Genomic DNA, 12,535 nt, shown 5'->3' with positions numbered 1-12,535 from the left:
AACTCGTTTAGCTTCAAACACTTGGCTCGCTGCGATCTCTCGTAGCGGGAGGCGAATAATACAGCGTTTAAATCCGCTGTCAACTGCCTTTATCACCGCTGCCGATCTTTCGATCGAAGCCCTTACAGCATCTTCCGAACTACCTAACTCGTTGAAAATCAAGGAGTTTGTCGTTCCGTTGTCGCTGGAAGTGGGGCGCATTATAAGGGGATTCGAAAGGGCGTCAACCTTTAATTTCAAGAAAGTGAAATATAGGGGCAAAGACCGCATCAAGGCCGACAAGTGCCCGCCACAACCCTTCCCTCGCCTGTGAAATCCAAGGCGAACAACCCCAAAAACAAAGCGGGGAGGCCTACCGGCCTCCCCGCTTCTATATAGCTACACCATCAGCCGCTCACTCAGCCTTGAGCGTGACCCGCGCAAACGACTTCTTGCCTGCCTGGCACACATGTGTCGCGCCCAGCGCAAATACGAATTCACGATCCACCACCGCACCATCAACCTTGACGGCGCCACCACTCAGCAAGTCTCGCGCCTGCGCCGAGTTCTTCACCAGCCCCGCCCGGTTCAGCACGGCAGCAATCGGCAAGTCCTCAGCCGCGGCCACTTCGACTTCCGGCAGATCTTCCGGTAGCTCCCCCTCTTTCATGCGATTACCCGCCGCACGGTGAGCATTAGCCGCTGCCTCCTCACCATGGAACCGAGCAACAATCTCTTCCGCCAGCTTGATCTTGATATCCCGCGGGTTGGCACCATTGGCCACATCGGCACGGAACTGCTCGATCTCTTCCATAGAACGGAAGCTCAACAGTTCGAAGTAACGCCACATCAAAGTATCCGGGATCGACACCAGCTTGCTGTACATCACGCCCGGCGCTTCCTGGATACCTACATAGTTGCCCAGCGACTTGGACATCTTCTTCACGCCATCAAGCCCTTCGAGCAGCGGCATGGTCACGATGTTCTGCGCCTCCTGGCCGTAGGCACGCTGCAACTCGCGCCCCATCAGCAGGTTGAACTTCTGGTCGGTACCACCCAGCTCGACATCCGCCTTGAGCGCCACCGAGTCATAGCCCTGCACCAGCGGATAAAGAAACTCGTGGATCGCGATCGGCTGATTGGTGGTGTAGCGTTTGTCGAAGTCATCGCGCTCGAGCATGCGCGCCACGGTGTACTGCGACGCCAGGCGAATGAAGTCGGCCGGGGTCAGCGTGTCCATCCAGGTGGAGTTGAACGCGACTTCGGTCTTTGCCGGGTCGAGGATCTTGAACACCTGCTGTTTATAGGTCTCGGCGTTGTCGAGCACCTGCTCGCGAGTCAGCGGCGGGCGCGTGGCGCTCTTGCCGCTGGGGTCGCCGATCATGCCGGTGAAGTCACCAATCAGGAAGATGACCGTATGCCCCAGCTCCTGGAACTGGCGCAGCTTGTTGATCAGCACCGTGTGACCCAGGTGCAGGTCGGGTGCGGTCGGGTCGAAGCCGGCCTTGATGCGCAGAGGTTGGCCGCGCTTGAGCTTCTCCACCAGTTCCGACTCGACCAGTACTTCTTCCGCACCGCGCTTGATAAGCGCCAGCTGCTCTTCAACCGACTTCATAGACAAACCCGCAAGGCTCAGATTCAGGGGGAGCCAACCATACAAGATCGGCCGTCAATTACAAGTTTCGCAAAGGAATGTGACCCGGACACGGGGTTGCGGCGTCTATGCGCCCTTGCGTGAAACTGGATTTGGTTATATTTTATACAGTTATTTCATCTTCATCATGTCATTCATCTATTCCATTTCACTTTTTTCAAAGTCACCTTACTCATGACCAACGAACCGCCTAAAGCGCCCCCGCTTTATCCGAAAAGCCATCTGTTGGCCGCCAGCGGCATCGCCGCCCTGCTCAGCCTGGCTTTGCTGGTGTTTCCCTCCAGCGAAGTGGAAGCCAAGAAAACCACCCTCAACCTCGAGCTGGAGAGCCCGGCCGAGCAACTGAAAGACGAATCTCGTGCTGCTCCCCTGGTGCAAACCAATGGGGAGCAAGGCTCGCCGTTCGCCCAGATCGAAGACGCCACCGCCGAGACCCAGAACGCCGAGCAACAAGCCCCTGCCGCCGAACCGGTCGTCGAGGCTGCCAAGGAGCCCGGACATCGCGAAGTTACCGTGGCCCGCGGCGACACGCTGTCTACCCTGTTTGCCAAGGTGGGGCTGCCAACCAATGCAGTACACGACCTGCTGGCGAGCAACAAGCAAGCCAAGCAGTTCAGCCAGCTCAAGCATGGCCAGGTGCTGCAATTCGAACTGGACAAGGACGGCCAGCTGGCGAGCCTGCACAGCAAGGTCGGCAACCTCGAGACCATTCGCCTTACCAAAACCGCCAAGGGTTACACCTTCAACCGTGAAATCAGCAAGCCGGTGGTGCGTACCGCCTATGCCCACGGCGTGATCAAGAGCTCCCTGTCCGCCTCGGCCCAGCGCGCCGGCCTGTCTCACAGCATGACCATGGACATGGCCCGAGTGCTGGGGTACGACATCGACTTCGCCCAGGACATTCGCCAAGGTGACGAATTCGATGTGGTCTACGAGCAGAAGGTCATGGACGGCAAGGTCGTCGGCACCGGCAACATACTGTCCGCGCGCTTCACAAACCGCGGCAAGACCTACACCGCCGTGCGCTACACCAACAAGCAGGGCAATACCAACTACTACACCGCCGATGGCAACAGCCTGCGCAAGGCCTTCATCCGTACCCCGGTAGATTTCGCCCGCATCAGCTCGCGCTTCTCCGCTGGCCGCAAGCACCCGATCCTGAACAAGATCCGCGCCCACAAAGGTGTCGACTACGCTGCCCCACGCGGTACCCCGATCAAGGCTGCCGGTGACGGCCGCATCGAGCTGGCCGGGCGCCGTGGCGGTTACGGCAACACCGTGATCATCCAGCATGGCAACCGCTACAAGACGCTGTACGGGCACATGCAGGGCTTCGCCAAAGGCATCAAGACCGGCAGCTCGGTGAAGCAGGGCCAGATCATCGGCTACATCGGTACCACCGGCCTGTCCACCGGCCCGCACCTGCACTACGAGTTCCAGGTCAACGGCGTGCACGTCGATCCGCTGAGCCAGAAAGTGCCAATGGCAGACCCGATCGCCAAGAGCGAACGCCAGCGCTTCATGCAGCAGAGCCAACCCCTGATCGCGCGCATGGACCAGGAAAAGGCCACCATGCTCGCAGCGAACAAGCGCTAAGCCATGGCGCTTTACCTGGGGGTGATGTCTGGTACCAGCCTCGACGGCCTGGACATTGCCCTGATCGAGCAAGGCGAGCATCTGAAACTGCTCGCCACCCATTACCTGCCAATGCCCGTCGACCTGCGCCAGGAGCTGCTTGCCTTGTGCAGCAGCGGCCCTGACGAAATCGCGCGTGCTGCGCTGGCAGAAAACCGCTGGGCCAGCCTGGCAGGCGAAGGTATTGGCCAATTGCTGGCCCGCGAAGGCCTGCAGGCCGGTGCCATCCGTGCCATCGGCAGCCATGGCCAGACCATTCGCCACGAGCCCGCACGCAGCTTTACCGTGCAGATCGGCAACCCGGCGCTGCTGGCCGAGCTTACCGGCATCAGCGTGGTCGCCGACTTCCGCAGGCGCGACGTTGCTGCCGGTGGCCAAGGTGCGCCGCTGGTGCCCGCCTTCCACGAAACCCTGTTCAGCCACCTCGGCCAGCGTCTGGCGGTGCTCAACGTGGGCGGTTTCAGCAACCTGAGCCTGATCGAGCAAGACCAGCCGGTCCACGGCTTCGACTGCGGCCCCGGTAACGTGCTGCTGGATGCCTGGATCGAGCGCAAGCGCGGCGCGACCTACGATGCCGATGGCGCCTGGGCCGCTTCCGGTGCAGTGCAGGCGGACTTGCTGCGCACACTGCTGGCCGACCCGTTCTTTGCCGGGAGCGGCCCGAAAAGCACTGGCCGCGAGGTGTTCAACCTGCACTGGCTGGATGGCCACCTCGCCCGCCTGCCCGCTTACCGCGACGAGGATGTGCAGGCAACGCTGCTGGAGCTGACCGCACGCAGCATCATCGACTCGCTGAGCAATGCCCAGAAGAGCACCGAAGCACTGCTGGTCTGCGGGGGTGGTGCGCGTAACGGGGCACTGATGGCCCGCCTCGGCCAGCTGCTGCCGGCAGCCCGCGTCGCCAGTACCGGCGCCCATGGCATAGACCCGGACTGGGTAGAGGCCATGGCATTCGCCTGGCTTGCCCACTGCTGCCTGGAAGGCATCGCTGCCAACCGTCCCAGCGTCACTGCCGCCAGGGGCCTGCGCGTACTTGGCGCGATCTACCCGGCCTGACGGTTACGCCACAAAGTAAAACGCCGCGCAATTGCGCGGCGTTTTCATAAGCTCAGGGCTCAAATCGAGAACGAGGAACCGCAGCCACACGTGGTGGAGGCGTTAGGGTTCTTGATCACGAAACGCGAACCTTCCAGGCCTTCCTGGTAGTCCACCTCGGCGCCAGCCAGATACTGGAAGCTCATCGGGTCGACCACCAGAGACACGCCCTCGCGCTCGACAATGGTGTCATCCTCGGCCACATCTTCATCGAAGGTGAAGCCATACTGGAAGCCCGAACAGCCGCCACCGGTGACGAACACGCGCAGCTTCAGACGATCGTTGCCTTCTTCGGAAACCAGGTTCTTCACCTTTTGTGCAGCGCCGTGGGTGAATTCCAAAGCCGTAGGGGTGAAGGTTTCGACGCTCATGTTGATTCTCCCGGCGCGGTAGCCGCCATAAAACTCGATGACGCGCATTATCCGCTTCTCCGAGAAAATTGGTCAAGAATTGTGCGCCTTTAGTCGTGACCGACAAAAAGGCCCGCACATGGCGGGCCTTTTCCTGCGCCACAGGCTTACGGCAGCAGGCCGGCGTGCGACAGGCCCATGCGCTCGTCCAGGCCGAACAGGATGTTCAGGTTCTGCACCGCCTGGCCGGACGCGCCTTTGACCAGGTTGTCGATCACCGACAGCACCACCACCAGATCGCCGCCCTGTGGGCGATGCACAGCAATGCGGCAGACGTTGGCGCCGCGCACGCTGCGGGTTTCCGGATGGCTACCCGCCGGCATCACGTCGACGAACGGTTCATCGGCGTAGCGCTTCTCGAACAGCGCCTGCAGGTCGACCGAAGTATCGGCAACGGTTGCGTACAGGGTGGCGTGAATGCCACGGATCATGGGTGTCAGATGCGGCACGAAGGTCAGACCGATGTCCTTGCCGGCAGCCAGGCGCAGGCCTTGACTGATTTCTGGCAGGTGGCGGTGACCCTTGACCGCGTAAGCCTTCATGCTCTCGCCAGACTCACAGAACAACGAACCCACCGCCGCACCCCGGCCAGCACCGCTGACACCCGACTTGCAGTCGGCGATCAGGCGCGACGGGTCGGCCAGGCCAGCTTCGAGCAGCGGCAGGAAACCCAGCTGGGTCGCGGTCGGGTAGCAACCCGGTACGGCGATCAGGCGCGCCTGGCGGATTTTCTCGCGGTTGACTTCAGGCAGGCCGTACACTGCGTCCTTGAGCAGCTCTGGCGCACCGTGTGGTTGACCGTACCATTTGCCCCACTCGGTGGCATCCTGCAGACGGAAATCGGCCGACAGGTCGATCACCTTGGTGCCCGCCGCCAGCAACTCGCCGGCCAAGGCGTGGGCAACACCGTGCGGTGTGGCGAAGAAAACCACATCACAGGCAGCCAGGGCCTTGCTGTCCGGCACGCTGAACGCCAGCCCGTCATAGTGGCCGCGCAGGTTCGGGTACATATCCGCCACCGCCACGCCCGCCTCGGAGCGCGAGGTGATGACCGCCACTTCGGCCTGTGGATGCTGTGCCAGCAGACGCAACAGTTCGACGCCGGTGTAACCCGTGCCGCCGACGATACCGACCTTGATCATAACGCTTGCCCCTTATCAACGAGCCGTCTGGAAAGCGCACGATAATAGGGGCGCACAGCGTCTGTAACAACTCTTGGGGTGCCCCTGGGGGCGCTTGACCACTACTATCTGACGACCGTGATTACCTGAAGGAACTCCCTCCATGCTTTACCTATGGATCAAAGCGCTGCATATCGTCAGCGTGGTCTGCTGGTTCGCCGGCCTGTTCTACCTGCCGCGGCTTTTCGTCTACCACGCCCAGAGCCAGGACAGCGTCAGCCAGGAACGCTTCGTGACCATGGAGCGCAAGTTGTACCGCGGCATCATGAACCCGGCGATGATTGCCACCTACGTGTTCGGTGCCTGGATGCTGTACCTCACCCCAGGCTGGCTGAGCCAGGGCTGGCTGCATGCCAAGCTCACCCTGGTCATCCTGCTGACCGGCTACCATCACATGTGCGGCGCCCAACGCAAACGCTTCGCCAACGGCGGCAACACCCGCAGCCACGTCTACTATCGCTGGTTCAACGAAGTGCCCGTGCTGTTCCTGCTGGGCATCGTAATTCTGGTGGTGGTCAAACCGTTCTGACATAGCCACCCGCCCAAGGAGCCTTGCCATGTCGCTACCCGCCTCGCTCGAACAACGCCTGCGCCTGCCTGTGGTTGCCGCGCCGATGTTCCTCATCTCCAACCCCAAGCTGGTGCTGGCCTGCTGCGCCAGCGGTGTGGTCGGCAGTTTCCCGGCCCTGAACCAGCGCGACAGCGCCGGCTTCAAGGCCTGGCTGGAGCAGATCGAGGCTGGGCTGGCGCAACTTCAAGCGCCAGCGCCCTACGCCGTCAACCTGATCGTTCACCCGACCAACCCGCGGCTACAGGCAGACCTGGCCCTGTGCGTGGAGCACCGCGTGCCGATCGTCATTACCAGCCTGGGGGCGGTGAAAGAAGTGGTCGATGCGGTGCACAGCTACGGCGGGCTGGTGTTCCACGATGTCACTACCCGCCGCCATGCGGAAAAAGCCGCCGAAGCCGGTGTCGATGGCCTGATCGCAGTCGCCGCTGGCGCGGGCGGCCATGCCGGCACCTGGAGCCCGTTCGCCCTGGCTGCGGAGATTCGCCAGTTCTTCGACAAGACCCTGCTGCTGGCCGGCTGTATCAACCACGGCCACGAAATCGTGGCCGCGCAGCTGCTGGGGGCAGACCTTGCCTACATGGGCACGCGCTTCATTGCCACCACAGAAAGCCAGGCCCAGGACGCCTACAAGCAAATGCTGGTGCATGCCCACGCCGTCGACATCATCCACACCCCAGCAGTGTCCGGCATCCCTGCCAGCTTCCTGCGCCCGAGCCTGGAGCAGGCCGGCTATGACATGAACGCCCTCCAAAACGCCCACGAAACCGGCAAACTGAAACCCATAGACGACGAGGCCAAAGCCTGGAAGACCGTATGGTCGGCTGGCCAGGGGGTCGGCGGCATCACCGATCTGCCCAGCGCCAGCTTGCTGATCGAACGCCTCCATAACGAGTACCAACACGCACTGGAACGCTGCCAGGGCTTGCGCTTGCGCACCGTGTAGCAAAAGGCAACACCTTGCCCGGCCAAGTTGTACACTAGGCGCCTTCTACAGCCCCCAGGAGCCTTGCATGACCCGTTACGCCATGATCACTGGTGCTTCCAGCGGCCTGGGCCTGGCCCTGGCGGAAGCCCTGGCACGGCGCGGGCGCAACCTGATCCTGGTGGCACGCCAGCGTGAAACGCTGGAACCTGTGGCCATGGAGCTGACCCAGCGTTTCGGCGTCGAGGTGCTGTTCCGCGCCTGCGACCTCAGCCAGCCCCTGCGCCTGTCAGGCTTCGTGCTGGAACTGGAAGAAGGCGAACGGCGTATCGACTTGCTGGTCAACTGTGCCGGCCTGCGTACCTACGGGCCGCTGCTGGCCCACGAGTGGGCCGACGAGCAGGACCTGCTGGAGGTAAACGTGCTGGCCCTGAGCCGTCTTTGCCACGCCATTGGCAACCTGATGGCCGTGCAGGGTGGCGGGCAGATCCTCAACGTCGCCGGCCTGGCCGGGGTGGCACCTGGGCCGTGGATGGCAGCCTATGCTGCCAGCAAGGCCTACGTCCTGAGTTTCTCCCAGGCACTGCGCGAAGAACTCAAGCGCACGGGCATCAAGGTCTCGGTGCTATGCCCCGGCCCGGTGCGCTCCTCGCGCCGGCGTATTCCACGGCTCGATGGCAAGCCGCGCTGCCTCGGCGCAGAGGAAGTAGCGCTGTACACCGTGCGCGCCCTGGACAAGAACCGCGCGCTGATCATGCCCGGCCGGCGCAACCGCTGGCTGGCGTTTGCCCCGCGCCTGCTGCCACGCTGGCTGGTGCGCAAGCTGGCCGGGGCCATCCACCGCCGCTACTGCCCCGCCGGCATGGAATAGCCACTGGGCGCGCGGCGCCTGGCTGAGTACACTCGGCCCGACCCTCACCATGGAGCAAGTGCTGTGGACGATCTATTCCTCAAAATCATCAACCGGGAAATCCCGGCGGATATCATCTACGAAGACGACCAGATCCTGGCCTTCAAGGACATTGCACCCGCGGCACCGGTACATTTTCTGGTTATCCCGAAGAAACACATCCGTACCCTCAATGACCTGTCCGAAGAGGACAAGGCCCTGGCCGGCCACATCCTGTTCACCGCCCAGCGCCTGGCTGTGGAGCAAGGCTGCGAGGAAGGTTTCCGCGTGGTCATGAACTGCAACCCGAAAGGTGGCCAGACCGTCTACCACATCCACATGCACGTGCTTGGCCAGCGCCAGATGAACTGGCCACCGGGCTGATCCACGGCAAGCGACCCTGGCGCTATTGCGGTAAACTGTCGGGCACATTCTTGCGGAGGTGCCCGATGGCTACCGAACGTCACTACTCGCCGCTCGACCGCTTGTTGCTGCAGGCCGATACCGCCATGCGCACCTTGCTGCCCTTCAGCGGCCAGCCTGCCCGCCCATCGCCGGCCATCATCCAGCCGGACATCGAGCTGGACGAGCAGCAGTCCCGCCACGTAGCGGGTCTGATGCGCATCAACCATACCGGTGAAGTCTGCGCGCAGGCGCTGTACCAAGGCCAGGCGCTGACCGCCAAGCTGCCTGAAGTACGCAAGGCCATGGAACATGCAGCCGAGGAAGAAGTGGACCACCTGGCCTGGTGCGAGCAGCGCATCCGCCAGCTGAACAGCCACCCGAGTGTGCTCAACCCGCTGTTCTATGGCATGTCGTTTGGCATCGGCGCCCTCGCCGGGCTGGTCAGTGACAAGGTCAGCCTGGGCTTCGTCGCCGCCACCGAGCACCAGGTGTGCAAGCACCTTGACGAGCACCTGGAGCAGATCCCGCACGAGGACGAAAAATCCCGGGCCATTCTCGAGCAAATGCGCATTGACGAAGAGCAGCACGCCGAATCGGCCCTGGAAGCCGGCGGCTATCGCTTCCCGGCCCCAGTCCGCTTGGGCATGAGCCTGTTGGCCAAGGTCATGACCAAGAGCACTTACCGCATCTGAAGGATTAGCATGACGGACCGATTCGACGCCAAGGACCTGGCGCGCGCCGTGCACGCCGGCGTTCTCCAGCAGGGCCAGGACCAGGCCCTGCTGGCATTCCTGCGCAAGCAACCGGCGCAGCGCGGCAGCTTCCAGCTGGCGCATGTCGCCTTCTATTTCGGCGCCTTGTTGATCATGGCGGCCATGGGCTGGCTGCTCACTGAAGCGTGGCTGAGCATCGGTGACTGGGCGCTGTTGATCATCGCCAGCCTCTATATCTTGCTGATTACCTTGTTCGCGCTCAACCTGCAGCGACGCGCCCAACCTGTTGCCGCCGGGGTGCTGGCGGCAGTCGCGGTCAGTCTCGTACCGCTGGCGGTATTCGCCATCGAGCGCCTGATCGGCTGGTGGCCGCTGGATGACGCGCAGGCGCGCTACCACCAGTACTACACCCATGTGCAGGCCGGCTGGCTGGGCATGGAAGCCGCCACAGTGCTTGCCGGGCTGCTGATGCTGCGGCTGATCCCCTACCCGTTCATCGTCATGCCGATTGCCGTGGCCTTGTGGTTCATGTCGATGGACCTGAGCGAATGGTTCTTCGGCTCGCCGTTCAACTGGGACCAGCGGCGCGAAGTTTCGCTGTGGTTCGGGCTGGGCTTGCTGGTGGTGTTCCTCGGAGTCGACGGGCGCACACGCGAGGACTATGCCCACTGGGGTTACCTGGCAGGGTTGGCAGCATTCTGGGGCGGCCTTACCCTGGTGGACAACGGCAGCGAATGGGCCAAGGCGATGTACTGCCTGATCAATATCGCGCTTATGGGCATGGCGGTGCTGTTGCGCCGGCCTGTGTTCATGGTGTTCGGGGCGCTGGGGGTGGCGGCGTACCTGGGATACCTGTCGTATGAGGTGTTTGCCCAGTCGCTGCTGTTCCCGCTGGTAGTTACCTTGATCGGCTTGGGGGTTATCTGGTTGGGGCTGGTCTACCAGAAGCGGCGGGAGAAGCTGAGCCAGGTGATGCGAGGATGCTTGCCGGGCTGGGTGCAGGCTGCGTTGCCGGCGCTTCGCAACTGATCTTGCCCCACACGGGCCGCGAAGCGGCCCTGAAGTCTCAGCCTTAACCCAGCTCTACGATTTCGTAGCCATGGGTAATCTCGACCCCGGCACGCTCAAGCATGATCGACGCCGAGCAGTACTTCTCCGCCGACAGTTCTACCGCGCGCTTGACCTGTGCCTCTTTCAGCCCACGCCCCTTGACCACGAAGTTCATGTGGATCTTGGTGAACACCTTCGGGTCTTCGCTGGCACGCTCGGCTTCCAGGAACGCTTCGCAGCTTTCCACCGCCTGGCGCGACTTCTTCAGAATGCTGACCACATCAAAGCTGCTGCAGCCACCCAGGCCCAGCAGCAGCATTTCCATCGGTCGCACACCCAGGTTGCGGCCGCCGGCCTCGGGCGGACCGTCCATCACGACGACATGGCCGCTGCCCGATTCGCCGAGAAACATTGCCTCACCGGCCCACTGGATACGTGCCTTCATCTACCCGGACTCCTGATTTTCGGAAAAGGGTGTCAGCTTAGACCTTGTGCGGCTGTGGGAAAAGCACGAGACGTGTCGGTTTAGTACCGAAACATCCTGTAGTGTCTGATAAGCTGGCGCCAATTGACTGGCGCCTGCCGCCAGCCCCACCCCTATAAAAAGCCTATGCCTCGTATCGAACAGGATTTCGTGATGGTTGCCTCCGCCCTAGCCGCCAAGATCAAGAACATCGACAAGCTGCTGGTCCATTGCCAGCGCCGCCGCTACACCGCCAAAAGCAACATCATCTGCGCTGGCGACCGGGCCGAGACACTCTCGTTCATCATCAAGGGTTCGGTCACCATCATCATCGAGGACGACGACGGCCATGAAATGATCATCGCCTACCTCAACCAAGGTGATTTCTTTGGCGAGTTGGGCCTGTTCGAGCCCGTTGACGGTGAGCAGCAGCGCAGTGCGTGGGTACGCGCCAAGACCGAATGCGAAGTGGCCGAAATCAGTTACGAGAAGTTTCGCGAACTCGCTCGCCAGGACCCGGAGATCCTCTACGCCCTGGGTGGCCAGATGGCCCAGCGCCTGCGCAACACCACCCGCAAGGTCGGCGACCTGGCATTCTTTGATGTTACCGGGCGGGTGGCACGTTGCCTGCTGGAGCTGTGCAAGCAACCCGATGCCATGACCCACCCGGATGGCATGCAGATCAAGATCACCCGCCAGGAAATCGGGCGGATTGTCGGCTGCTCACGGGAAATGGTCGGCCGCGTCCTCAAAGACCTCGAGGAGCGCAGCCTGGTACAGGTCAAGGGCAAGACCATGGTGGTCTACGGCACTCGCTAGTCCTTGGGCAGGTCAGCCAATACCTTGGCATAGGCCTGCGACAAGCGCTCGAACCACGGCGCTTCTGGCGCTACTTCGTGCAGCGCGATGTGGGCATCGGCACGGCAGCGCTGCTCCAGCTCGCAGCACTCGTTGAAACGGTTGACCGCCGCCACCATCGACTCACGCTCGTTGTCCAGCAGCAGTGCGCCATGCACCAGCACCACCGGGCGCTTGCCGCCCAGCCCCTGGCGCCAGCGCTGGGCGGTGCCGACCAGTTTGCGGCCATTGAGGTTGACGTTGTAGCGGCCGTCGCAGAAGGCCCCATCGATTTCGCCCACCGAGGCCACCCCACCCCACTCGCGCAGCACATCGCACAATGGCAGGCACAGCCGTTCGTAGGCGTTCTCGATACGTCCATGGTCGCCCTCGCTGCGCGGGGCTACGTAGACCAGCGCCACGTTCACCGTCGAATGCGACTGCGGCACCGGCTCCCCGCCGGTTTCGCGCAGCAGCACCGGCCACCCGGCAATCGCCAGCTCCGAGCAGGCGGCTTCGAAATTGTCCAGCCGGCTCATGCGCCGCGGCATGACCAGGGCGTGGTCGTTCGGGCGCCAGAACAGCACACCACTGTCTTGTTCGCCTCGGCAGACGGCAGCCAACAGTTCCTGTTCGGCGTGCAGGCCTTGTTCGACGGTCAGGGCCAGGGGTTGATCGGTCATTGATCCACCTTTGATGTTGTTATTGATGGCCTGTTCAGGCATACAAAA

14 protein-coding genes are annotated in these 12,535 nt (G+C 62.5%); 9 read left to right on the top strand and 5 right to left on the bottom strand.

What is annotated here, in order from left to right; genetic code table 11:
* Window positions 1–394: 394 nt before the first annotated feature.
* On the bottom strand, window positions 395–1,594 hold the full coding sequence (tyrS, locus tag AC5O5I_RS02140) for a tyrosine--tRNA ligase (protein ID WP_494512011.1): 1,200 nt from the start codon (window positions 1,592–1,594) through the stop codon (window positions 395–397).
* A 213-nt stretch (window positions 1,595–1,807) separates the two neighbouring features.
* On the opposite strand from tyrS, the gene AC5O5I_RS02135 reads away from it, so the two are divergent.
* Together AC5O5I_RS02135 and AC5O5I_RS02130 are read left to right on the top strand one after the other, a co-directional pair.
* Window positions 1,808–3,229 (top strand): peptidoglycan DD-metalloendopeptidase family protein, encoded by a 1,422-nt coding sequence (locus AC5O5I_RS02135; protein ID WP_172286700.1) that lies wholly within the window; start codon window positions 1,808–1,810, stop codon window positions 3,227–3,229.
* Window positions 3,230–3,232: 3 nt separating this feature from the next.
* Window positions 3,233–4,324, top strand: coding sequence for an anhydro-N-acetylmuramic acid kinase (locus tag AC5O5I_RS02130; protein WP_172229745.1), 1,092 nt, complete (start codon window positions 3,233–3,235; stop codon window positions 4,322–4,324).
* Between the two features lie 59 nt (window positions 4,325–4,383).
* Here the strand turns inward: AC5O5I_RS02130 and erpA are convergent, their stop codons facing one another.
* Window positions 4,384–4,734 (bottom strand): iron-sulfur cluster insertion protein ErpA, encoded by a 351-nt coding sequence (erpA, locus tag AC5O5I_RS02125; RefSeq protein ID WP_172229747.1) that lies wholly within the window; start codon window positions 4,732–4,734, stop codon window positions 4,384–4,386.
* 146 nt (window positions 4,735–4,880) lie between these two features.
* Window positions 4,881–5,915, bottom strand: a complete 1,035-nt coding sequence (gene argC / locus AC5O5I_RS02120) for an N-acetyl-gamma-glutamyl-phosphate reductase (protein ID WP_172286702.1) — start codon at window positions 5,913–5,915, stop codon at window positions 4,881–4,883.
* A 142-nt stretch (window positions 5,916–6,057) separates the two neighbouring features.
* Here argC and hemJ point away from each other — a divergent pair, with 142 nt between their 5' ends.
* From hemJ to AC5O5I_RS02090, 6 genes are all read left to right on the top strand, one after another.
* Entirely contained in the window at window positions 6,058–6,483 is a 426-nt protein-coding gene (gene hemJ, locus AC5O5I_RS02115; protein ID WP_172229749.1) for a protoporphyrinogen oxidase HemJ, read from the top strand.
* 28 nt (window positions 6,484–6,511) lie between these two features.
* Entirely contained in the window at window positions 6,512–7,468 is a 957-nt protein-coding gene (locus AC5O5I_RS02110; RefSeq protein ID WP_172286703.1) for an NAD(P)H-dependent flavin oxidoreductase, read from the top strand.
* 67 nt (window positions 7,469–7,535) lie between these two features.
* Window positions 7,536–8,318 (top strand): SDR family NAD(P)-dependent oxidoreductase, encoded by a 783-nt coding sequence (locus tag AC5O5I_RS02105; protein WP_172229753.1) that lies wholly within the window; start codon window positions 7,536–7,538, stop codon window positions 8,316–8,318.
* A gap of 63 nt (window positions 8,319–8,381) precedes the next feature.
* On the top strand, window positions 8,382–8,720 hold the full coding sequence (locus AC5O5I_RS02100; RefSeq protein WP_172229755.1) for a histidine triad nucleotide-binding protein: 339 nt from the start codon (window positions 8,382–8,384) through the stop codon (window positions 8,718–8,720).
* A 65-nt stretch (window positions 8,721–8,785) separates the two neighbouring features.
* A complete protein-coding gene (gene coq7 / locus AC5O5I_RS02095) occupies window positions 8,786–9,433 on the top strand; it encodes a 2-polyprenyl-3-methyl-6-methoxy-1,4-benzoquinone monooxygenase (RefSeq protein ID WP_172286704.1) in 648 nt (215 codons plus the stop codon).
* 9 nt (window positions 9,434–9,442) lie between these two features.
* Window positions 9,443–10,483, top strand: a complete 1,041-nt coding sequence (locus tag AC5O5I_RS02090) for a DUF2157 domain-containing protein (protein WP_494512010.1) — start codon at window positions 9,443–9,445, stop codon at window positions 10,481–10,483.
* A 43-nt stretch (window positions 10,484–10,526) separates the two neighbouring features.
* Here AC5O5I_RS02090 and AC5O5I_RS02085 read toward each other — a convergent pair whose 3' ends face one another.
* A complete protein-coding gene (locus AC5O5I_RS02085) occupies window positions 10,527–10,949 on the bottom strand; it encodes an OsmC family protein (RefSeq protein WP_004376171.1) in 423 nt (140 codons plus the stop codon).
* 192 nt (window positions 10,950–11,141) lie between these two features.
* On the opposite strand from AC5O5I_RS02085, the gene crp reads away from it, so the two are divergent.
* The gene (gene crp, locus AC5O5I_RS02080; RefSeq protein WP_172229491.1) at window positions 11,142–11,786 is read left to right on the top strand and encodes a cAMP-activated global transcriptional regulator CRP; all 645 of its coding nucleotides are present in this window, start codon (window positions 11,142–11,144) and stop codon (window positions 11,784–11,786) included.
* Here crp and AC5O5I_RS02075 read toward each other — a convergent pair.
* A complete protein-coding gene (locus AC5O5I_RS02075; protein WP_172229493.1) occupies window positions 11,783–12,487 on the bottom strand; it encodes a lipoate--protein ligase family protein in 705 nt (234 codons plus the stop codon). The genes crp and AC5O5I_RS02075 overlap by 4 nt on opposite strands.
* Window positions 12,488–12,535: the final 48 nt, after the last annotated feature.

The sequence above is a fragment of the Pseudomonas sp. 9_2_1 genome, from assembly GCF_059295275.1.
The sequence above is the reverse complement of the archived record's forward strand: the minus strand, read 5'-3'. Positions and strand labels throughout refer to the sequence as shown.

Bases quoted from the DNA above. Each gene is read 5' to 3' on its own strand.
- tyrS (WP_494512011.1), bottom strand. From the start codon at position 1,594: ATGAAGTCGGTTGAAGAGCAGCTGGCGCTTATCAAGCGCGGTGCGGAA.
- AC5O5I_RS02135 (WP_172286700.1), top strand. From the start codon at position 1,808: ATGACCAACGAACCGCCTAAAGCGCCCCCGCTTTATCCGAAAAGCCAT.
- AC5O5I_RS02130 (WP_172229745.1), top strand. From the start codon at position 3,233: ATGGCGCTTTACCTGGGGGTGATGTCTGGTACCAGCCTCGACGGCCTG.
- erpA (WP_172229747.1), bottom strand. From the start codon at position 4,734: ATGAGCGTCGAAACCTTCACCCCTACGGCTTTGGAATTCACCCACGGC.
- argC (WP_172286702.1), bottom strand. From the start codon at position 5,915: ATGATCAAGGTCGGTATCGTCGGCGGCACGGGTTACACCGGCGTCGAA.
- hemJ (WP_172229749.1), top strand. From the start codon at position 6,058: ATGCTTTACCTATGGATCAAAGCGCTGCATATCGTCAGCGTGGTCTGC.
- AC5O5I_RS02110 (WP_172286703.1), top strand. From the start codon at position 6,512: ATGTCGCTACCCGCCTCGCTCGAACAACGCCTGCGCCTGCCTGTGGTT.
- AC5O5I_RS02105 (WP_172229753.1), top strand. From the start codon at position 7,536: ATGACCCGTTACGCCATGATCACTGGTGCTTCCAGCGGCCTGGGCCTG.
- coq7 (WP_172286704.1), top strand. From the start codon at position 8,786: ATGGCTACCGAACGTCACTACTCGCCGCTCGACCGCTTGTTGCTGCAG.
- AC5O5I_RS02090 (WP_494512010.1), top strand. From the start codon at position 9,443: ATGACGGACCGATTCGACGCCAAGGACCTGGCGCGCGCCGTGCACGCC.
- AC5O5I_RS02085 (WP_004376171.1), bottom strand. From the start codon at position 10,949: ATGAAGGCACGTATCCAGTGGGCCGGTGAGGCAATGTTTCTCGGCGAA.
- crp (WP_172229491.1), top strand. From the start codon at position 11,142: ATGGTTGCCTCCGCCCTAGCCGCCAAGATCAAGAACATCGACAAGCTG.
- AC5O5I_RS02075 (WP_172229493.1), bottom strand. From the start codon at position 12,487: ATGACCGATCAACCCCTGGCCCTGACCGTCGAACAAGGCCTGCACGCC.